The 20642-nt window shown below is 72.6% G+C and carries 18 protein-coding genes; 10 read left to right on the forward strand and 8 right to left on the reverse strand.

What is annotated here, in order from left to right; translation table 11 throughout:
* The first annotated feature begins 20 nt into the window (after positions 1–20).
* Both IE182_RS24790 and IE182_RS24795 read left to right on the forward strand, forming a co-directional pair.
* Positions 21–983 carry an ABC transporter ATP-binding protein gene (locus IE182_RS24790; RefSeq protein ID WP_190112134.1) on the forward strand — a complete coding sequence of 321 codons (963 nt, stop codon included), beginning with the start codon at positions 21–23 and terminating at the stop codon, positions 981–983.
* Positions 970–1860 (forward strand): ABC transporter permease, encoded by an 891-nt coding sequence (locus IE182_RS24795; RefSeq protein ID WP_190112135.1) that lies wholly within the window; start codon positions 970–972, stop codon positions 1858–1860. The genes IE182_RS24790 and IE182_RS24795 overlap by 14 nt, the downstream gene beginning before the upstream one ends.
* 42 nt (positions 1861–1902) lie before the next feature.
* Here the strand turns inward: IE182_RS24795 and IE182_RS24800 are convergent, their stop codons facing one another.
* From IE182_RS24800 to IE182_RS24835, 8 genes are all read right to left on the reverse strand, one after another.
* Positions 1903–3270, reverse strand: a complete 1368-nt coding sequence (locus IE182_RS24800) for a M28 family metallopeptidase (RefSeq protein WP_190112136.1) — start codon at positions 3268–3270, stop codon at positions 1903–1905.
* 111 nt (positions 3271–3381) lie between these two features.
* Entirely contained in the window at positions 3382–4374 is a 993-nt protein-coding gene (gene rarD, locus IE182_RS24805) for an EamA family transporter RarD (protein ID WP_190112137.1), read from the reverse strand.
* A gap of 91 nt (positions 4375–4465) precedes the next feature.
* On the reverse strand, positions 4466–6475 hold the full coding sequence (locus tag IE182_RS24810; RefSeq protein WP_190112138.1) for an APC family permease: 2010 nt from the start codon (positions 6473–6475) through the stop codon (positions 4466–4468).
* Positions 6476–6569: 94 nt separating this feature from the next.
* Complete coding sequence (locus IE182_RS24815; protein WP_190112139.1) at positions 6570–7643, reverse strand: 2-oxoacid:ferredoxin oxidoreductase subunit beta; 1074 nt, start codon at positions 7641–7643, stop codon at positions 6570–6572.
* Positions 7636–9582 carry a 2-oxoacid:acceptor oxidoreductase subunit alpha gene (locus IE182_RS24820; protein ID WP_190112140.1) on the reverse strand — a complete coding sequence of 649 codons (1947 nt, stop codon included), beginning with the start codon at positions 9580–9582 and terminating at the stop codon, positions 7636–7638. Before IE182_RS24820 ends, IE182_RS24815 begins: the two co-directional genes overlap by 8 nt.
* 272 nt (positions 9583–9854) lie before the next feature.
* Entirely contained in the window at positions 9855–10514 is a 660-nt protein-coding gene (locus tag IE182_RS24825) for a response regulator transcription factor (protein WP_190112162.1), read from the reverse strand.
* A gap of 205 nt (positions 10515–10719) precedes the next feature.
* Complete coding sequence (locus IE182_RS24830; RefSeq protein WP_190112141.1) at positions 10720–12072, reverse strand: sensor histidine kinase; 1353 nt, start codon at positions 12070–12072, stop codon at positions 10720–10722.
* Positions 12073–12246: 174 nt separating this feature from the next.
* Positions 12247–13458: a sensor histidine kinase gene (locus tag IE182_RS24835; RefSeq protein ID WP_190112142.1), complete on the reverse strand. Its 1212-nt coding sequence runs from the start codon at positions 13456–13458 to the stop codon at positions 12247–12249.
* Positions 13459–13630: 172 nt separating this feature from the next.
* Between IE182_RS24835 and IE182_RS24840 the strand changes: the two genes are divergently transcribed.
* Genes IE182_RS24840 through IE182_RS24875 form a run of 8 tightly spaced genes read left to right on the forward strand, consistent with a single transcriptional unit; the run spans position 13631 to position 20634 of the window.
* Complete coding sequence (locus IE182_RS24840; RefSeq protein WP_190112143.1) at positions 13631–14047, forward strand: NADH-quinone oxidoreductase subunit A; 417 nt, start codon at positions 13631–13633, stop codon at positions 14045–14047.
* Positions 14017–14661, forward strand: a complete 645-nt coding sequence (locus IE182_RS24845) for an NADH-quinone oxidoreductase subunit B (protein WP_229845081.1) — start codon at positions 14017–14019, stop codon at positions 14659–14661. The genes IE182_RS24840 and IE182_RS24845 overlap by 31 nt, the downstream gene beginning before the upstream one ends.
* Before the next feature lie 35 nt (positions 14662–14696).
* Complete coding sequence (locus tag IE182_RS24850; RefSeq protein ID WP_190112163.1) at positions 14697–16163, forward strand: NADH-quinone oxidoreductase subunit C; 1467 nt, start codon at positions 14697–14699, stop codon at positions 16161–16163.
* Positions 16160–17128, forward strand: a complete 969-nt coding sequence (locus IE182_RS24855; RefSeq protein WP_190112145.1) for a complex I subunit 1/NuoH family protein — start codon at positions 16160–16162, stop codon at positions 17126–17128. Before IE182_RS24850 ends, IE182_RS24855 begins: the two co-directional genes overlap by 4 nt.
* A gap of 53 nt (positions 17129–17181) precedes the next feature.
* The gene (locus IE182_RS24860) at positions 17182–17691 is read left to right on the forward strand and encodes a 4Fe-4S binding protein (RefSeq protein WP_190112164.1); all 510 of its coding nucleotides are present in this window, start codon (positions 17182–17184) and stop codon (positions 17689–17691) included.
* Entirely contained in the window at positions 17688–18275 is a 588-nt protein-coding gene (locus IE182_RS24865) for an NADH-quinone oxidoreductase subunit J family protein (RefSeq protein ID WP_190112146.1), read from the forward strand. The genes IE182_RS24860 and IE182_RS24865 overlap by 4 nt, the downstream gene beginning before the upstream one ends.
* Positions 18275–18640: an NADH-quinone oxidoreductase subunit NuoK gene (gene nuoK, locus IE182_RS24870; protein WP_190112147.1), complete on the forward strand. Its 366-nt coding sequence runs from the start codon at positions 18275–18277 to the stop codon at positions 18638–18640. Before IE182_RS24865 ends, nuoK begins: the two co-directional genes overlap by 1 nt.
* Positions 18637–20634 (forward strand): NADH-quinone oxidoreductase subunit 5 family protein, encoded by a 1998-nt coding sequence (locus IE182_RS24875; protein WP_190112148.1) that lies wholly within the window; start codon positions 18637–18639, stop codon positions 20632–20634. Before nuoK ends, IE182_RS24875 begins: the two co-directional genes overlap by 4 nt.
* The last annotated feature ends 8 nt before the right edge of the window (positions 20635–20642 follow it).

Genomic DNA, 20642 nt, shown 5'->3' on the forward strand with positions numbered 1-20642 from the left:
ACGGCAGTACGGGGGACGCGATGGAGGAGCAGGCCGCCGCCGGGGGACCGGTGATCGAGACACGTGCGCTCACCAAGCGCTACGGCGGCGGGCAGCTCGCGGTCGACGGCCTCGACCTCGTGGTGCCCCGGGGAAGCGTCTTCGGCTTCCTCGGGCCCAACGGCTCGGGGAAGACCACCACCATCCGGATGCTCATGGGCCTGATCGAGCCGACCTCGGGCACCGCCCGGGTGCTCGGCGAGGACATGCCGCGCGCCGGCCGCAGCGTGCTGCCCAGGGTGGGGGCCCTCATCGAGGGCCCCGCGCCCTACGGCTTCCTCTCCGGCCGCGACAACCTCGTGCGGTTCGACGCCGCCGACCCGACGGCCGACCCCCGCACCCGCGCGGCCCGGGTGGGCCACGCCCTGGAGCGGGTCGGGCTCACCTCCGCCGCGGGCAAGAAGGCCCGCGCGTACTCCCTCGGCATGAAGCAGCGCCTCGGCCTGGCGGCCGTCCTGCTGCAGCCCCGTGAGCTGCTCGTCCTCGACGAGCCGACCAACGGCCTCGACCCCCAGGGCATGCGCGAGATCCGTTCCCTGGTGCGCGGGCTCGCCGCCGAGGGCACCACGGTCTTCCTCTCCTCCCACCTGCTCGACGAGATCGAGCAGGTCTGCACGCACGCCGCCGTCATGGCGCACGGCCGGCTCCTGACCCAGGGGCCCGTCGACGAGCTGGCCTCCTCCGCCCGGGGCCGGCTCGCCGTCACCACCCCCGACACCGCGGAAGCCGTCCGCGTCCTCAAGGAGCACGGAGTGAACGACCTGACGGTCAACGACGAGCGCGTCACCGGCGAGCTCCCCGCCGGTCCGGCCGTGGAGCTCGCCGACCTCAACGCCGCCCTCGTACACGCCCGGGTGCGGGTACGGGCCTTCGGCACCGAACGGGCCTCGCTGGAGGACGCCTTCGTCGCCCTCACCGGGGAGGGCTTCGATGTCGCGGGCTGAGCCGGCCGGCATGAGCGGCGCCGCCCCGGCGGCGGCCCGGCGGCTGTGGGGGCTCTCGCTCTTCCGCAGCGAGGTGACCACCGTCTTCCGGCGCTGGCGCACGCTCGCCCTGCTGGGCGTGCTGGCCGCCGTGCCGGTGCTGGTCGGCATCGCCGTGAAGATCGAGACGGGTGACGGCGGCTCCGTCGGGCACGGCGACGGCTCCGGCCCGGCCTTCATCAGTCAGGTCACCAACAACGGCCTCTTCCTGGTCTTCACCTCGCTCGCCTCGACCCTGCCGTTCTTCCTGCCGATGGCGATCGGGGTGATCGCGGGCGACTCCATAGCCGGCGAGGCCGGCGCCGGCACGCTGCGCTACCTCCTCGTCGCCCCCGCCGGACGGACGAGGCTGCTGCTCGCCAAGTTCACGGCGACCGTCGCCTTCTGCTGCGTCGCCACGCTCGTCGTCGCCGCCTCGGCCCTCGCGGTGGGGGCGCTGCTCTTCCCGCTCGGCGAGGTCACGCTGATCAGCGGCACGACCGTCTCGTTCACGGACGGCCTGCTGCGCACGCTGCTGATCGCCGGAGTGGTGGCGCTCTCGCTGACGGGCATCGTCGCGCTGGGCCTGTTCGTCTCCACCCTCACCAACAGCGGCATCGCGGCCATGGCCACCACGGTCGGGCTGCTGATCACGGTCCAGATCCTCGACCAGTTCCCGCAGCTGAGCGCCATCCAGCCGTATCTCTTCCCGCACTACTGGCTGAGCTTCGCCGACCTGCTGCGCGACCCGGTCTACTGGGACCAGCTGCTGCGCAACCTCGGCCTGCAGGCGCTGTACGTGGCCGTCTTCGGGTCCGCGGCGTGGGCCCGTTTCACGACGAAGGACATCACGGTGTGAGCGGGCGCCGGGCGGGGAGTGCCCGCCCGGCGCCCGCCACCGTCAGAAGGTGAGCTTCCAGCCGTTGATCCGGCCGGTGTCCTGCGCCGCCACGTCCTGGACGCGCAGCTTCCAGGTGCCGTCGGCGTGCTCGCCGGAGGCGTTGACGGTGTACGTCGCGACGACGTCCGCGGCCGAGTCGTTGCTGCTCGCGTCCTTCAGCCGGTACGTCTTCCCGCTCGGCCCGACGAGGTCGACGACCAGGTCACCGCGGTAGCTGTGCCGGATGTCGACGCCGACCTTGAGCGCCGAGGGCGCGTTGCCGGTGACGCCGCCGACGGTGACCGGCGACTCGACGGCCGCCCCCGCGTCGGGGATGTCGAGGGCCGACGTGGACTCGAAGACCTTGCCGCCGCCGGGCGGGGTCGTGGAGCCGCCGCTCAGCGTCCAGACGGCGTGGGCGATCGCGTCGCTGTTGTTGTCCAGCGCCGTGTCGTTGATGTTCGCCGTGGTGTCGCACGAGGAGTGGTAGCAGCGGTCGAACGGCTGTCCCGCCGTGCCGCCCCACTTGGCCGCCTGCGAGGCGGACTTGGTGTAGTCCGCGCCGCTGAAGAGGCCGCCGACACGGACGCCCGCGTTCTTGAAGGGCGCGTGGTCGGAGCGGCCGTCGCCCTCGGTCTCGATCTCGGTGGGGATGTTCTTGCCGGCGAAGTAGTCCTTGAAGACCCCTTCGAGCTGGGGGTCGTCGTCGTAGACGAAGTAGCCGGGGTTGGGCGACCCGATCATGTCGAAGTTCAGGTACGCGTCGATCTTCTGGCGTTCGGCGGCGGGCAGCTGGCGCACGTAGTTCTGCGAGCCGACCAGGCCCAGCTCCTCGGCGCCCCACCAGGCGAACCGCAGGTGCTTGTCGGGCTTGTAGCCCTGCTTGGCCACGGTGAGGGCGACCTCCAGGATGCCCGCGGAGCCGGAGCCGTTGTCGTTGATGCCGGCGCCGCGGGAGACCGAGTCGAGGTGCGACCCGGCGAAGACGACGTGGCCCGCGTCGCCGCCCGGCCAGTCGGCGATGAGGTTGTAGCCGGTCGCACCGTTCGAGGTGAACTGCTGGACGGTGGTGGTGAAGCCGGCCGCGTCGAGCTTGCCCTTCACGTAGTCGATCGACGCCTTGTAACCGCTGCGGCCGTGCGCACGGTTGCCGCCGTTGGCGTTGGCTATCGACTGCAGCTGGGCCAGGTGCGCCTTGACGTTGGCGACGGATATGTCGGGTGCTGCGGCGGTGCGGGCGCTCCGGCCGGCGGCTGCGGCGGTGGGAGCCGCGTTCGCCGGTACCGAGGAGACGCCGAGCAGGGTGGCGGTCACGGCCGCGCCGGTGGTGAGCAGGGCGGCGGTGCGTCGCGATCTTCGGGGCAGGGTGGGTCCGTTGAGGTCACGCATGGGGGGCTCCCAACTCCATTTGACGTGGCCATGATGTTGAGGGCCCCCCGAAGTCCCGTCAAGGGCGGATTTCGGACACCGAACACCGTTTTCCGGATATCGGGCGCGGGGTCAGCTGTGCTGAGCTGTGGCTTCTGTTGCCTGAGGGGCAATTGTGTTTTCTGTGTTACCAGTTGCGGCGCGCTCCTGAGCGGCCCTCAACTCCGCCCGTGCGTGACGGGCCGTGCGCAGGGCGTCCCAGGTCAGCATCGCCAGCGCCAGCCAGACGAGCGCGAAGCCGGCCCACCGCTCGGCCGGCATCGCCTCGTGGAAGACGGTCAGGCCGAGGGCGAACTGGAAGACGGGGGCCAGGTACTGCAGCATGCCGGTCACCGACAGCGGCAGCCGCACGGCCGCCGCACCGAAGGAGATCAGCGGCAGCGCCGTGATGGCACCCGTGCCCAGCAGGAGCAGGGAGTGGCCCACGCCCTCGGCGGCGAACGTCGACTTGCCCTGCGCGCCGAGGAAGAGCAACAGGCCGAGCGCGGGCAGGAACTGCACCGCCGTCTCGGCCGCCATCGACTCCAGCCCGTCCAGCCCGACCTTCTTCTTGACGAGGCTGTAGGTGCTGAAGGTGGCCGCGATCGCGAGCGCGATCCACGGGGGCTTGCCGTAGCCGATGGCCAGGACGACCACGGCGGCCACGCCGACCGCCACCGCGGCCCACTGCGCGGGCCGCAGCCGCTCGCGCAGGACGAGGACGCCGAGACCGATGGTGACGAGGGGGTTGATGAAGTAGCCCAGGGACGTCTCGACGACGTGGCCGGAGTTCACGGCCCAGATGTAGATCCCCCAGTTCGCGGAGATGACCAGCGCTCCGAGGGCGACCATCCCGAGCCGCCGCGGCTGCCGCAGCAGCGGGGGTATCCACGCCCAGCGCCGGGTGATCGCCAGGACGACCACGACGGCGGCCAGCGACCACACCATGCGGTGCGCGAGGATCTCCAGCGCGCCCGCCGGTTCCAGCAGCGGCCAGTAGAGGGGGAACAGCCCCCAGATCCCATAGGCCAGGACGCCGCACAGCAGTCCCGTGCGGGTCTCGTTCCTCGACTTCTGCGGCTCCACGCGTTTCCTCCCAGGGGGCGCCGATGCCCACGACGACCTTGCGAAGGTAACGCCGCACCCGGGGATGTGTCATACGCGTATCGCATGACGGTCATGACAGGGTTCCGTGGGCCGCCGACGACCCGCCGGAGCGGTCGGCCGCCCGCAGCCGCTCGATGGCCGCCGAGACGTCGAACGGCAGCACCGTCACCGCGACGTTCGGCACCTGCTGGAGCGCCTTGGCCATCTGCTCTCCGGTGTCGCGGTGCAGCAGCCTGCCCAGCGGGAACGTGTACGTGCGCCGGGGGATCAGCAGCGTCAGGGCGGTCGTGCCATCGGCCGTGGCGCGGGCGGCCAGGGCCGCCACCGCGTGCCGCAGCCGGCGGTCGGGGCAGTCGACGAGCTCCAGCGGCACGGTCGTGCCGGAGGAGGCGTCCCAGCGCTCGGCCAGGCGCCGCGCCCGGGGCTCGTCGGTCACCACGTGCACGGCCCGCACCTCGTCCGGCCGCAGCTCGTGCGCGTAGCGCAGCGCCTTGACCGTGGCCAGGTCGAGGTTGTCGACGAGCACGTGGACGACGTGGCGCCGCCAGTGCGGCCGGTCCGTGGTGTAGGCGGGCACGTTCTCCAGCGCGGCGGCCTCCTCGCGGTACTCGCGGTTGATGCGGATGAGCGCCCACACGCCGATCGGGAAGACCACCACGACCAGCCAGGCGCCCTCGGTGAACTTGGTGACGGCGAAGACGGCGACCACCAGCGCCGAGACCACGGCCGCGACGAGGTTCACCGCGGTCCTCCAGTGGCTCTCGCGGCGCCGCCAGTAGTGCGCCGCCATTCCGGCGGCGGCCATGGTGAAGCCGGTGAACACGCCGATGGCGTACAGCGCGACGAGCTTGTCGACGTTGGCGCGCGTCACGAGCAGCAGCGCGAGCGAGACGACCGTGAGGCAGATGATGCCGTTGGAGAAGGCGAGCCGGTGGCCGCGGCGCATCAGCTGCCGGGGCAGGAAGCGGTCCTCCGCGACGAAGCTGGCCAGGAAGGGGAAGCCGGTGAAGGGCGTGTTGGCGCCCGTGTAGAGGATGAGCGCCGTGGCGAGCTGGACGTACACCAGGCCCGCCGTGCCCGGCCAGCCGTCGCCGAAGACCAGGTGGGCCTCCTGGGCGATGACGGTGGGGTTGCCGTCCTCGTAGGGGATGGCGTGCGTGTAGTGGGCGAGCGTGGAGACGCCGAGCACCATGACGCCCAGGACGCAGCTCATGACGGTCAGGGTGCGGCGGGCGTTGACGCCCTGCGGGCGGCGGAACGCGGAGACGCTGTTGGAGATCGCCTCCAGGCCGGTCAGCGAGGAGCCGCCGTTGGCGAAGGCGCGCAGCACCATGAACAGCGAGACCCCGTACAGCCATCCCGTCCCCGGCGAGCCCAGGGGGACCGCTCCGGGTGCGTGCACGTCCGCGTGCGGCAGTCCGCCGTCCAGGGCCCGGGCGAGGCCGACGGTCATCATCAGGGCGACCGCGAGCATGAAGAGGTACGCGGGGGCGGCGAAGGTCCGCCCGGCCTCCCGCACTCCGCGCAGGTTCCCGTACGCCAGCAGCAGCACCACACCGGCCGTGATGGGCAGCTTGAGGTGGTCGAGGCCGGTGTAGCCCTTGCCGGTGAGGTGGGCGAGGGAGATCAGCGCGTCGGTGCCGGCGGCGGTCTGCACGGCGACCGTGACGATGTAGTCGACGAGCAGGGCCACCGCGGCGATCTGCGCGACGCGCGGCCCGAAGTTCTCGCGGGCGACGACGTACGAGCCGCCGGCGCGCGTGTAGACGGAGACGACGTCGCGGTAGGAGAACGTCAGGAGCAGCAGGACGAACAGGATCGCCCCGGTCACCGGCATCAGCAGGGTGAACGCGGCCACTCCGGCGACCGGTACGAGGATGCGCAGCATCTCCTCGCTGCCGTACGCGGTGGAGGAGATGCAGTCGGAGGCGAGGACGCCGAGCGCCATCGGGTTGGAGAGCTTCTCCCGGGCGAGCTGCTCGGTGACCAGCGGTGGGCCCAGGAGGAGCCGTTTGACGCGGTAGGCGAGCCGGTCGCGGACGACGGGCTCGGGGGCGGTGGCGGCATCGCGGGCGGGCATGACCATATGAGACCGGGTGCCCGGCCGCGGGCCCGTCAGACGCCCCGGACGGGCCGCGGATGCAGCCCGTCCGGCGCTGGTGCCGCCGGGGAGGTCAGCCCACGACCGTCCAGGTGTCGTTGCCGGCCAGCAGCGCGGCCAGGTCGCCCTTGCCCTTCTGCTCGATCGCGGCTTCGAGCTGGTCGGACATCTGCGCGTCGTACACCGGCCGGTCGATGCTGCGGAAGACGCCGATGGGCGTGCGGTGCAGCGTGTCCGGGTCCGCCAGGCGCGACAGCGCGAAGGCGGTGGTCGGGGACGCGGCGTGGGCGTCGTGGACCAGGACGTCGGCCTCGTTCTCCGCCGTGACCGTCACGACCTTCAGGTCGCCCGTGGCGCGGTCCCGGACGACGCCCTTCTCGCTCTGTGCGCCGAAGCGGATCGGCTGCCCGTGCTCCAGGCGGATGACCGCCTCCTGGGCCTGCTGCTTGTCCTTGAGGACGTCGAAGGCGCCGTCGTTGAAGATGTTGCAGTTCTGGTAGATCTCCACGAGCGCCGTCCCCGGGTGGGCGGCGGCCTGGCGCAGCACCTCGGTCAGGTGCTTGCGGTCGGAGTCGACCGTGCGGGCCACGAAGGACGCCTCGGCGCCGAGGGCCAGCGACACGGGGTTGAAGGGCGCGTCCAGGGAGCCCATCGGGGTCGACTTGGTGACCTTGCCGACCTCGGAGGTCGGGCTGTACTGGCCCTTGGTGAGGCCGTAGATCCGGTTGTTGAACAGCAGGATCTTGAGGTTGACGTTGCGGCGCAGCGCGTGGATGAGGTGGTTGCCGCCGATGGACAGCGCGTCGCCGTCGCCGGTGACGACCCACACCGACAGGTCGCGGCGGGAGGAGGCCAGGCCGGTGGCGATGGCGGGGGCGCGGCCGTGGATGGAGTGCATCCCGTAGGTGTTCATGTAGTACGGGAAGCGGGAGGAGCAGCCGATGCCGGAGACGAAGACGATGTTCTCCTTCGCCAGGCCGAGTTCGGGCATGAAGCCCTGGACGGCGGCGAGGATGGCGTAGTCGCCGCAGCCGGGGCACCAGCGCACTTCCTGGTCGGACTTGAAGTCCTTCATGGACTGCAGGGCCTCGGCCTTGGGGACCAGGGAAAGCGCTTCGATCGTCGGCTCGGTCGTCGTCTCAGCCATGGATGGCCTCCTTCAGCACATCTGCGAGCTGCTCGGCCTTGAACGGCATTCCGCTCACCTGGGTGTGGGAGCGGATGTCGATCAGGTACTTCGCCCGCAGCAGGGTGGCGAGCTGGCCGAGGTTCATCTCCGGTACGACCACGGTGTCGTAACGCCGCAGGATCTCCCCGAGGTTGGCGGGGAAGGGGTTGAGGTGACGCAGGTGGGCCTGGGCGACGTGGTCGCCGCCGGTCCGGACGCGCCGCACGGCGGCCGTGATGGGCCCGTAGGTGGAGCCCCAGCCGAGCACCAGGGTGCGGGCCTCGCCCGAGGGGTCGTCGATGTCCAGGGCGGGGACGGCGACGCCGTCGACCTTGGCCTGGCGGGTGCGGACCATGAAGTCGTGGTTGGCCGGGTCGTAGGAGATGTTGCCCGTGCCGTCCTGCTTCTCGATGCCGCCGATGCGGTGCTCCAGGCCGGGGGTGCCGGGCACGGCCCACGGGCGGGCCAGCGTCTGCGGGTCGCGCTTGTACGGCCAGAAGACCTCGGTGCCGTCGGCCAGCTCGTGGTTGGGGCCGGAGGCGAACTGCACGCGCAGGTCGGGCAGTTCGTCGGCCTCGGGGACCCGCCAGGGCTCGGAGCCGTTGGCGAGGTAGCCGTCGCTGAGCAGGAAGACCGGCGTGCGGTAGGTGAGCGCGATCCGGGCGGCGTCCAGGGCCGCGTCGAAGCAGTCGGCCGGGGTGCGCGGGGCGACGATCGGCACGGGGGCCTCGCCGTTGCGCCCGTACATCGCCTGCAACAGGTCGGCCTGCTCGGTCTTGGTGGGCAGGCCGGTGGAGGGGCCGCCGCGCTGGATGTCGACGATCAGCAGAGGCAGTTCGAGGGAGACCGCGAGGCCGATGGTCTCCGACTTCAGGGCGACGCCGGGCCCGGAGGTGGTCGTCACGGCCAGCGCGCCGCCGAAGGCCGCGCCGAGCGCGGCGCCGATCCCGGCGATCTCGTCCTCGGCCTGAAAGGTGCGCACGCCGAAGTTCTTGTGCTTCGACAGCTCGTGCAGGATGTCCGAGGCCGGGGTGATCGGGTACGAGCCGAGGTAGAGCGGCAGATCGGCCTGGTGGGAGGCGGCGACCAGGCCGTACGACAGCGCGAGGTTGCCGGAGATGTTGCGGTAGGTGCCGGGCGGGAAGGCGGCGGTGGCGGGGGCGACCTCGTAGGAGACCGCGAAGTCCTCCGTCGTCTCGCCGAAGTTCCAGCCGGCGCGGAACGCCGCGACGTTCGCCTCCGCGATCTGCGGCTTCTTCGCGAACTTCTTCCGCAGGAACGCCTCGGTGCCCTCCGTCGGCCGGTGGTACATCCACGACAGCAGGCCGAGCGCGAACATGTTCTTGCTGCGCTCCGCCTCCTTGCGGGAGAGGCCGAACTCCTTGAGCGCCTCGATCGTCAGCGTCGTCAGCGGCACCGGGTGGACGTTGTACGCGTCCAGGGAGCCGTCCTCCAGCGGGTTGCTGTCGTAACCGACCTTCGCCATGGGGCGCTTGGTGAACTCGTCGGTGTTGACGATGATCTCCGCGCCGTGCGGCACGTCGCCCAGGTTGGCCTTGAGGGCCGCCGGGTTCATGGCCACGAGCACGTTGGGCGCGTCGCCCGGCGTGAGGATGTCGTGGTCGGCGAAGTGCAGCTGGAAGGACGAGACGCCCGGGAGGGTGCCTGCCGGCGCGCGGATCTCGGCGGGGAAGTTGGGGAGAGTGGACAGGTCGTTGCCGAACGACGCCGTCTCGGAGGTAAAGCGGTCTCCCGTGAGTTGCATGCCGTCACCGGAGTCACCGGCGAACCGGATGATCACCCGGTCGAGCCGGCGCACTTCCTTGACGCCGCCCGGGGTGTCGGCCCCGGGTGCGGTCTCACCGCGTGGATCCACGGAATCGGCCTGTTCGGCCGGGCTGCTGACCTTGCTGGTCACTGCTTCGGACCTCCCTCATGGCGGCGCCGCGCACTCGGTGGCGCCGACCGGCGTTCCCATGGCCATCGTACGTGGGCAAGGTCGGCCTTCACGGGAGGGATCACTGGATATACGGCAGTGAGTGACGGGGATCTACCCCTGAATGTCATGGTTTGGCAGGCCCGTGGTCCGTACTTCGAAGGCAGCTTCCTGTCAGGGGCTACTCATCCTTTGGACCTAGGGCCTGCCGCCCGGCCAGGTGATGCCGCGTCAGGAGCGCGGCCGTCCGGGCCCTACGAACGCAGGTAGGTCAGCACGGCCAGGACCCGCCGGTGGTCGCCCTCGCTCGGCGACAGCCCCAGCTTCAGGAAGATGTTGCTGACGTGCTTCTCCACCGCGCCGTCGCTCACGACCAGCTGCTTGGCGATGGCGGAGTTGGTCCGTCCCTCGGCCATCAGACCGAGGACCTCGCGCTCGCGCGGGGTGAGCCCCGCCAGCACGTCCTGCTTGCGGCTGCGGCCCAGCAACTGGGCGACGACCTCCGGGTCCAGCGCGGTGCCGCCCCGGGCGACCCGCACCACCGCGTCCGCGAACTCGCGCACGTCGGCGACCCGGTCCTTGAGCAGGTAGCCCACGCCCCGGCTGCTGCCGGCCAGCAGCTCCGTCGCGTACTGCTCCTCCACGTACTGCGAGAGCACCAGCACCCCCAGCTGTGGGTGGTCGCGGCGCAGCTGGACGGCCGCCCGCACGCCCTCGTCGGTGTGGGTGGGGGGCATCCGCACGTCCGCGACCACGACGTCCGGCAGCGCGCCCTCGTCGGCGAGCTCCGTGATGGACTTGATCAGGGCCTCGGCGTCGCCGACGCCCGCCACGACGTCGTGCCCCCGGTCGGTCAGCAGCCGGGTGAGGCCCTCCCTCAACAGGACCGAGTCCTCGGCGATGACCACCCGCACGCTGTCCTCCACCATCACGATCCACTGCCCCCAGAACACGCCGGTACGGCCCGCGCACCACGCGCGGACCCGCACCAGCATCGCAGTTCCGGCCCCGGAGCGGTGAGCTCCGGGGCCGGAAGAGGGGTGCGGGGCCGGGGGGGGGGGGCCGGCCCGGCTGCGCGGGGCGGGTCGGCGGCAGGCGCGGCGGGGGCGCGGCGGGGGGTCAGCCGCGCCAGGGCAGCTCCGCCGTCACGGTCGTCGGACCGCCGGCCGGGGAGTCGACCACCAGCAGGCCGTCGACCGAGTCCAGCCGCTCCGCGAGCCCGGCCAGCCCGCTGCCGCCGGCGGCCGGGGCGCCGCCGCGGCCGTCGTCCCACACCTGGATCATCAGCCGGTCCGCCGAGCGCCACACGTCCACGCGGGCGGACCGGGCCCCGCTGTGCTTGCCGATGTTCCGCAGCAGCTCGGAGACGGTGAAGTAGGCGATGCCCTCGATCGCGGGCGCCGGGCGGGCCGGCAGGTCCACCTCGGCCGCCACCGGCACCCCGGAGCGGGCGGCCAGCGCCGACAGGGCCGGGCCGAGGCCGCGGTCGGTGAGGATCGCGGGGTGGATGCCGCGGGCCAGGTCGCGCAGCTCCTTGAGCGCGATCTTCACCTCGCCGTGCGCGTCGTCGACCATCCGCGCCGCGCCCTGCGGGTCCTGCAGCACCTTCTCCTTCGCCACGCCGAGGTCGACGGCGAGGGCGGACAGCCGGGCCTGGGCACCGTCGTGCAGCTCGCGCTCGATGCGGCGCAGGTCGGCGGCGGCGGTGTCGACGACCACGCCGCGGTCCTCCTCCAGCTCCCGCACGCGCGCCGTCAGCCGCGACGGCCCGAGCAGCCCCGTCACCAGCAGCCCGCTCACCTGCGCCAGGCCGCGCACGACCCACGGCATCAGGAGCACCAGGACCAGGCCGGCGGCGCAGGCGGCCCCGGTCTCGAAGGGGTTGTCGAGGTAGACGGCCTTCCCGTCGGAGTCCCCGTAGAGCTGCATGCCCGGCTGGTCCGTGTACGTGGGGTAGATCCACATGTACGCCGGGTAGAGGAACAGCAGCCAGCTCACGCTCGTCATCGTGAACGCGGCCGTGAAGGCGAAGATCGACCACGGCAGCTGGACCAGCGCGTAGATCACGTGGCGCCAGGCCGCGCCGTCCTTGAGGACCGCCATCATCCAGCTCAGCGCCCCGCCCTCCGCGCCGCGGCCGCCGCGCCGCGCCGGGCGCACGGGCCCCGGGCCGGCCACGTCGAGGCCCAGCAGCCCGCGGGCCCGGACCCGCTCGAAGGCGCCCAGCCCGCGCGCCATCAGGAGGGTGGCCGCCAGGACCGGCACGCCGAGGAACGTGATCAGCAGGCCGAAGCCGAGGGTGGTGAAGGTGAGGACGAGCGAGAAGAGGACGACGCCCACGGGCAGGCCCACCATGAGGTAGACGAACGCGCCCCAGGTGCGGGCCTCCAGCGGTGCGCGCAGCAGCGCGGGCACCCGGTGACGCCCGGGCGCCCTCCCGGCCGTGCGGTGCGTTCCGTAGTCGATCGCCATGTCCTCGTCCTCGCCGTCCTTCGTCCGTGCGGTCGGTGGGTCCTGCCCCCTGTGCTGCTTCCAGGCTCCTCCGCGGGGCGGGCGCGGACCATGCGGCGGGTCGGTGTCCTGGGGGTGGGGTTGTCCCCACCCCCCGGGGGCGGGGGGCCTTCGGCTGGGGGCCGATGGGTGCGGTCAGCCGGCCGTACGGTCCCGCCAGGGCACCTCCGCCGTGACGACCGTGGGGCCGCCGGCGGGGGAGTCCACGACGAACAGGCCGTCCACCGAGCCGAGCCGCTCCGCGAGCCCGGCCAGCCCGCTTCCGGAACCGGTCGAGGCGCCGCCCCTGCCGTCGTCCCGGACCTGGATCAGCAGCCGGTCCGCACGCCGCCACAGCTCGACCCCGGCCGAGCGCGCCCCGCTGTGCTTGCTGATGTTCTGCAGCAGCTCGGAGACGGTGAAGTAGGCGATGCCCTCGATCGCGGGCGCCGGCCGGGCCGGCAGGTCCACGGCCACCGTCACCGGGACCGTGCAGCGCCCCGCCACCGACGACAGGGCCGCGCCCAGTCCGCGGTCGGTGAGGATCGCCGGGTGGATGCCGCGGGCCAGGTCGCGCAGCTCCTGCAGGGCGAGCTTCACCTCGCCGTGCGCCTCGTCGACCATCTTGGCGGCCGTCTCCGGGTCCTCCAGGAGCTTCTCCTTGGCCAGGCCCAGCCCCATGGCGAGGGCGACGAGCCGGGCCTGGGCGCCGTCGTGCAGGTCGCGCTCGATGCGGCGCAGGTCGGCGGCGGCGGTGTCCACGACCACCCCGCGGTCCTGCTCCAGCTCGGCGATGCGCCGCTCCAGCTCGCTCGACGGCGACAGCAGGCCGCGCACCATCGCCCGGTCCACGTTCGTCAGCCCCCGCGCAAGATGGCCCAGAACCGGCCAGCCCACGAACAACGCCACCATGATGACGCCGAACGTGAGGACGCCCCATGGCAATCGTATGAACGAATACAGCGTGCTCCGCCACGCCACCGGGTCCTTCAGCAGCGTCCACAGCCGGCCCATGAAGCCGCTGTCGCCGCCCCGGCGCATCGTCCGCGGCAGCCGGCTCGGCTCGTCGACCCGAAGCCCCAGCAGCGCCCGCGCCCGGCGACGCTCCAGCGCGCCGAGGACCCGCGCGCCCGTCAGCCCGGCCGCCAGCAGCGGCAGCCCGACCACGGTGATCGACAGCGCCGCGCCCGCGTACAGCCAGAGGGAGACGTAGAGGAAACCGATGATCCCCTCGGGCAGATTGAGCAGGAGGTGCGCGACCTCCTTCCACGTCCCGCGGCCGAAGGCGAAGCGGACGGGAGGCAGCCGGTCGTCGTTCTCGGGGGCGGCTTCGGTGGAGATTCCGCTGGTCGCGGTCTGGGCGGTCATGGGCCAAGCCTGCCCGGACCGGACCACCCCCCGCCATGGGGGTCATGGGTGCGCACGTGTAGGGATAACCCCACCTCCGGCATGGCAGCGCTGCTCACCCTCGGCCCGGCAGGGCCTAGACTCGCGTGCGTACAGATCGTCGAACAAACAGGACAGGGAGCGAGGGGCGGACGTGCCGGAGGCGACCGTGCGCACCAGGAGCGCCGATGTCCAGCTCGCGGCGGACTACTTCCACAGCTATGCGGTGGTCGGACTGCTCGCCGTCGTCGGCGTGCTCTTCGTCGCCGTGGCCTTCGGGGCCGCACGGCTGCTGCGACCGGTGGTTCCGACGCCCGAGAAGCTGCTCACGTACGAGTGCGGGGTCGACCCCGTGGGCGAGGGCTGGGCGCACACCCAGGTGCGGTACTACGTCTACGCCTTCCTCTACGTGATCTTCGCAGTGGACTCGATCTTCCTGTTCCCCTGGGCGACGGTGTTCGCCGCGCCGGGCTTCGGCGGAGCGACGCTGGTGGAGATGTTCATCTTCCTCGGCTTCCTCGCCGTGGGCCTGTTGTACGCATGGAAGAAGGGCGTCCTGGAGTGGACGTGACACCCGCCGTGGACCTCCCCGAGCCCCGCCGCCTCGGGCCGCTGGCCCGCCTGGCCCCCGAGCCCATGAAGGTGGTCCTGAACTGGGGCCGCCGCTACAGCCTGTGGGTCTTCAACTTCGGGCTCGCCTGCTGCGCGATCGAGTTCATCGCCGCGTCCATGGCGCGCCACGACTTCATCCGGCTCGGCGTCATCCCCTTCGCGCCGGGCCCCCGCCAGGCCGACCTCATGATCGTCTCCGGCACGGTGACGGACAAGATGGCCCCGGCCGTGAAGCGGCTCTACGAGCAGATGCCCGAGCCGAAGTACGTGATCTCCTTCGGTGCCTGCTCGAACTGCGGCGGCCCCTACTGGGACTCGTACTCCGTCACCAAGGGCGTCGACCAGATCATCCCGGTGGACGTGTACGTGCCGGGCTGCCCGCCGCGCCCCGAGGCGCTGCTGCAGGGCATCATCAAGCTGCAGGAGAAGATCGCGCAGGAGTCGCTGGGCGAGCGCTACGGCTCCGTCGGCGGCGGCCGGGCCTCCGCTGCGGAGCTCCGCAGCGGCCTGGTGAGCCCCCCGCCTGCCCCGGCCCCGGGCGCGGCGCCGGACTCCGGGGAGACGGAGCGATGAGCGAGCCGACGGAGCCGACGGAGCCGACGGAACCGATGGAGCCGGCGGAGGCTGTGGTGGCCTGGCTGCCGGGCACGGCCACGGACCTGTTCGGCGAGGGCGCCACGGCCGCGGAGGCGTACGGGCTGCTCACGGTCGACGTCCCGGCCGAGCGGTGGATCGCCGCGCTCGAAACGGCACGGGACCGGCTGGGCTGCACCTTCTTCGACTGGCTGAGCGCCGTCGACGAGCCCGGCACGGGCTTTTGCGTGTGCGCCCACGTCGCGGCGCTGCCGGGCGGCGAAGGCGCTGCGGCCACCCGCCGCCTGCTGCTGCGCACCACCGTGCCGCACGAGGCTCCCGCGCTGGCCACGGCCGTCGGCGTCTACGCCGGTGCGGCGTGGCACGAGCGCGAGACGCACGAGATGTTCGGCATCGACTTCCCCGGCCACCCGCACCTTGTTCCGCTGCTGCTGCCCGAGGGCTTCGAGGGCCACCCGCTGCGCAAGGACTTCGTCCTGGCGGCGCGCGTGGTCAAGGCGTGGCCGGGGGCGAAGGAGCCCGGCGAGTCGGCGGAGGGCGGCCCCAAGCGCCGCCAGATGCTCCCGCCGGGAGTCCCCGACCCGAACGAGTGGGGCCCCCTCAAGGGCCAGCTCCCCCCGGCCCCCGCCCGCCCGGCCCGCACCCCCCGCACAGCACCCGCCGGCCGCCGCGCCACCCCGACGGAAGGCGGCGCGGAGACCACCCCGCGCCGCACCCGCAGCGTGAGCGAGGGCTCGGCGAGCCAGGCGGGAGCGGAGGCGGTGCCGCGTCGTACGCGGAGTGCGGCGGAGGGTTCGGCGAGCCAGGCCGAGGGCGCCGCGCCGGTGCCGCGTCGTACGCGCAGCGCGGCGGAGGGTTCGGCGAGCCAGGCGGGAGCGGAGGCGGTGCCGCGTCGTACGCGGAGTGCGGCGGATGGCTCGGCGAGCCAGGCCGAGGGCGCCGCGCCGGTGCCGCGTCGTACGCGCAGTGCGGCCGACGGCTCGGCGAGCCAGACCGGGACCCGGGGCGTGGAAGAGGGGACGGGCGGCGAAGAGCCCGCCGTCCCGACCCGCCCGGCCCCGCGCTCGTCCGACGCCCCCTGGCACCACGCCCGCCCTGCCTTCGACGAATCCCCGGCAAAGCCGACCCCCGACACCGCCGGGCAGCCGGAGGCCCCGGCAGGGGCTGCTGAGCCCGGTTCTTCCCGCCGCGACGGCGCTGAGCCCCCGCGGCGCAGCCCGGCGGCGCCGGACGCACCTGCCGGTGCGGCCCCCGACGCGGCCGAGAGGCCGGAGGCCCCGGCAGGGGCTGCTGAGCCCGGTTCTTCCCGCCGCGACGGCGCTGAGCCCCCGCGGCGCAGCCCGGCGGCGCCGGACGCACCCGCCGGTGCGGCCCCTGACGCGGCCGAGAGGCCGGACGCACCCGCCGACGCGGCCCGTCGGCGGCCCACCGGCGCGCCCGAGAACGACGACACCGACCCCGCCGGAGGCGAGCCCGCATGAGCAGCGACACTCTTGACGTCGTTCTGCGTCTCCTGGGCGTCTTCGTCGTCTTCCTCGTGCTGCCGCTCGCCATCGGGCAGACCGAGCACAAGGTCATGGCCCACATGCAGGGCCGCCTCGGCCCCATGTACGCCGGTGGCTTCCACGGCTGGGCGCAGCTCGTCGCGGACGGTGTGAAGTTCGCGCAGAAGGAAGACATCGTGCCCGCGGGCGCGGACCGCAGGGTCTTCCAGCTCGCACCTGCCGTGGCGCTGCTCCCCTACCTGCTCGTGCTGGTCGCGATCCCGGTCGGCCCCGGCAACGCGGTCGGCCAGTTCGTCGACGCCGGCATCTTCTTCGTCCTCGCCGTCATGGGCGTCGGCGTTCTCGGCTCGCTGATGGCCGGCTGGGCCTCGGCGAACAAGTTCTCGCTGCTCGGCGGTCTGCGGACCGCCGCCCAGCTGCTGGCGTACGAGCTGCCGATGGTGCTCACCGCCGCCTCGGTGGCCATGGCCGCGGGCACCGTCTCGCTGCCGGGCATCGTGGACGCGTTCCACTGGTGGTGGGTGCCGTGGCAGATCGTCGGCGGGATCGTCTTCTTCACGGCCGGCCTCGCCGAGCTGCAGCGCCCGCCGTTCGACATGCCCGTCGCCGACTCGGAGATCATCTTCGGTGCGTACACCGAGTACACGGGCCTGCGCTTCGCGATGTTCCTCCTCTCCGAGTACGCGGGCATCGTCGTCCTCTGCGGCCTGACGACCGTCCTCTTCCTCGGCGGGTGGCACGGCCCCTTCGGGGCCGACGGCCTCGGCTGGCTGTGGACGCTGCTCAAGACGGCGGTGCTGGCCTTCGTCGTGATCTGGCTGCGCGTGACCTATCCCCGGCTGCGCGAGGACCAGCTGCAGAAGCTGGCCTGGACCGTCCTCATTCCGCTCGCCCTCGCGCAGATCGCGCTGACCGGCGTCGTCAAGGTGGTGACCCAGTAGTGCCCATTCCCGGCTCCGGCCTGGCCAAGGGCCTGGCCGTCACCCTGCGCACGATGACCCGTCGCTCGGTCACCGCGCAGTACCCCGACGTCCAGCCCGAACTGCCGCCCCGCACGCGCGGCGTCATCGGGCTGTTCGAGGAGAACTGCACGGTGTGCATGCTGTGCGCCCGCGAGTGCCCCGACTGGTGCATCTACATCGACTCCCACAAGGAGACGGTGCCCGCCGCCACCCCCGGCGGCCGCGAACGCAGCCGCAACGTCCTCGACCGCTTCGCGATCGACTTCGCGCTGTGCATGTACTGCGGCATCTGCATCGAGGTGTGCCCCTTCGACGCACTGTTCTGGTCGCCGGAGTTCGAGTACGCCGAGACCGACATCCACGACCTCACCCACGAGCGCGACAAGCTCCGCGAGTGGATGTGGACCGTGCCCGAGCCGCCCGCGCTCGACCCGGCGGCCGAGGAGCCGAAGGAGATCGCGGCGGCCCGCAAGACGGCCGAGAAGCTGGCCGCACAGGCCCAGGAACAGGCCCAGGCCAAGGAACAGGAGGGAGAGGCATGACCGGCACCGGATCCGGCACCGGAATCGCCACCGCCGTGCTCGCCGCGAACCCGCACGCGCACGGCTTCCTCTCCCCGACCGGCGTCGAGATCGCCTTCCTGCTGGTCGGCATCGTCACTCTCGGCGCCGCCGTCGTCAGCGTGACCACCCGGCAGCTGGTGCACGCCGCCCTGTGGCTGGTGGTCGCCCTCGGCGGGCTCGCCGTGGAGTACCTCCTGCTGACGGCGGAGTTCATCGCCTGGGTGCAGGTCCTGATCTACGTCGGCTCCGTCGTGGTCCTCCTCCTCTTCGGGCTCATGCTCACCAAGGCCCCCATCGGCCGCTCCCCGGACGCGGACTCCGGCAACCGCTGGGCCGCCCTCGCCGTGGCCGCCGCCGCGGCGGCGTCGCTCGTCTGGGTGGTCGTCGACGCCTTCCGCGCGACCTGGATCGACCTCGACGGCGCGCCGCAGGGCACCACCGAGGTCACCGGAGAGATCCTCTTCCGGCACTGGGTGCTGCCGTTCGAGGCGCTGTCCGTGCTGCTGCTCGCCGCGCTCGTCGGCGCGATCGTCCTGTCCCGCAGGAAGAACGAGGAGCACTGATGCATCTCGTCTACCCGGCCGTCCTCGCCGCCCTCCTCTTCTGCGTGGGCCTCTACGGCGTCCTCGCCCGGCGCAACGCGATCCTCGTCCTGATGTCCGTCGAGCTGATGCTCAACGCCGTCAACCTCAACCTCGTCGCCTTCGACGTGTGGCTGCGCGACGAGCTCCACGCGGGCCAGGCCCTCACCCTCTTCACCATCGCCATCGCCGCTGCCGAGATCGGCATCGGCCTGGCGATCGTCCTGCTCGTCCACCGCAACCGCGGCACCGCCGACATCGACCGGCTCCGCGACCTCAGCGAGACGGCGCCGGACGCAGCGACCGAACCCGCCGACCGTGAGCAGAAGGCGGAGGCCGCCGCGTGAGCACCACGACCACCGCCGTACTCGTCCTCCTCCTGCCGTTCCTCGGCGCGATCGCGGGGCTGCTGACGGGCCGCCGCGCCCCCGGCTTCGCCCGGCCCCTGGCCGTGCTGCCCACGCTCGCCGCCGCCGTCCTGGCCGTCGTCGTGGCCTGGCGGCAGGGCGGGGGCGGCGACGCGGCCATCGACGCCGCCACGCGGCTCACCCCCACCGGGTCCGTGCCCATCGACCTCGCCCTGCACCTCGACGGCTTCGCCGTCCTGCTCGCCGTGCTCGTCGGGACCGTGGCGACCTGCGTGCAGCTGTACTCGACCGCCTACCTGCGCGACGATCCCCGCTACCCCTCGTACGCGGCGCTCGTCTCCCTCTTCACCTCCGCGATGCTGCTGGTGGTCTACTCCGGCGACCTGATGGTGCTGCTGGTCGGCTGGGAGATCATGGGCATCTGCTCGTACTTCCTCGTCGGCCACTACTGGGAGACCGAGGCCGCCCGGGCCGCCTCCCTCAAGGCGTTCCTGGTCACCAAGCTCGGCGACGTCCCCTTCCTGATCGGCATCTTCGCGCTGGCCGCCGACGCCGGAACGTTCCGGATCAACGGCATCCTCACCACCGCCGTCTCCGGCGGCATCGACCACCCCACGCTCGTCGCCCTGCTGCTCCTGGCCGGCGTCGCGGGCAAGTCCGCGCAGTTCCCGCTGCACACCTGGCTGCCCGACGCCATGGCCGGCCCCACCCCGGTGTCCGCGCTGATCCACGCCGCGACGATGGTCGCGGCCGGCGTCTACGTCGTCGCCCGGCTCCTCCCCGTCTTCGCCGCCTCCACGGCGGCGCTGGTCGTGCTCGCCGTCATGGCCGCCGTCACGATGGTCGGCTCGGCGCTCGCCGCCCTGGCCCAGGACGACATCAAGCGCGTCCTCGCCTACTCCACCGTCGGCCAGCTCGGCTACATGACCGGAGCCCTGGCCGTCGGCGACCGCGGCGCGGCCGTCTTCCACCTCATCTCGCACGGCGCCTTCAAGGCCCTCCTCTTCCTCTGCGCAGGCGTGATCATCCACGCGGCGGGGACGAACTCGCTGGCCGCAATGGCCCGCATGAGCGGCCTGGCCAAGCGCATCCCCGACGCCTACTGGACGATGACCGCCGGTCTCCTGGCCCTCGCCGCGATCCCTCCCTTCAGCGGCTTCTTCTCCAAGGAGGCCGTGCTCGGCGCCGCCGAGCACGCCGCCCAGGGCAACGGGCACGGCATCCCCGCCGCGGCGGGCTGGACCGTCCTGGTCGCCGGCCTCGTCACCGCCCTCCTCACCGCCGGCTACGCCACCCGCCTGTGGCTGCTCGCCTTCCACGGCAAGGGCGCCGAGGCCGCCGGCCACGGCCGCGAGCCGCTCGCCATGAACGGCGTCCTGTGGGTCCTCTTCCTCCCCACCGTCGCCTTCGGGCTGGCCGCCTGGAAGCTGCCCGCCTGGTTCGACGGGGGCTCGCTGACCCCGACGCTCACCACGTCCGTCCTCTCCACCGGCTGCGCCCTCGCCGGCGTGATCGTCATGTACGCGGCCTGGCGCAAGACCGTCGTGGCCACCGCCCGGGCCCCCCTGGGCGCCGTGGCCGCCGACCCGGAAGCGGCCCCCGCCGTCTCCGAGATCGAGGCCATCGCCACCCACGAGCAGGCGTACGGCGGCATCGCCGCCGCCTGCGACCCCGGCGACCCGAGCAGGCTGCTGCTCGGCCCCCTGCACCGCCACGCGGTCAGCGGCTTCCACCTCGACGCCGTCTACGCCGCACTCTTCGTCCGGCCCGTGCGCGGCGCCGCCCGCCTCGCCCACTTCCTCGACCGCGAGGTCGTCGAGACGTACGTGCGCGGCGCGGGTGCCGCCCCCGGCCTGCTCGGCGCGGCCGTCCGCCGCGCCCAGACCGGCAACGTGCAGACCTACCTCAGCGCCCTGCTCGCCGGCTCCGTCGTCCTGGCCGTCGCCGCCGTTCTCGTAGCCACCGGAGCCTGACCGTGAGT

This window comes from Streptomyces cinnamoneus (assembly GCF_014650495.1).
Classification (GTDB): domain Bacteria; phylum Actinomycetota; class Actinomycetes; order Streptomycetales; family Streptomycetaceae; genus Streptomyces; species Streptomyces cinnamoneus.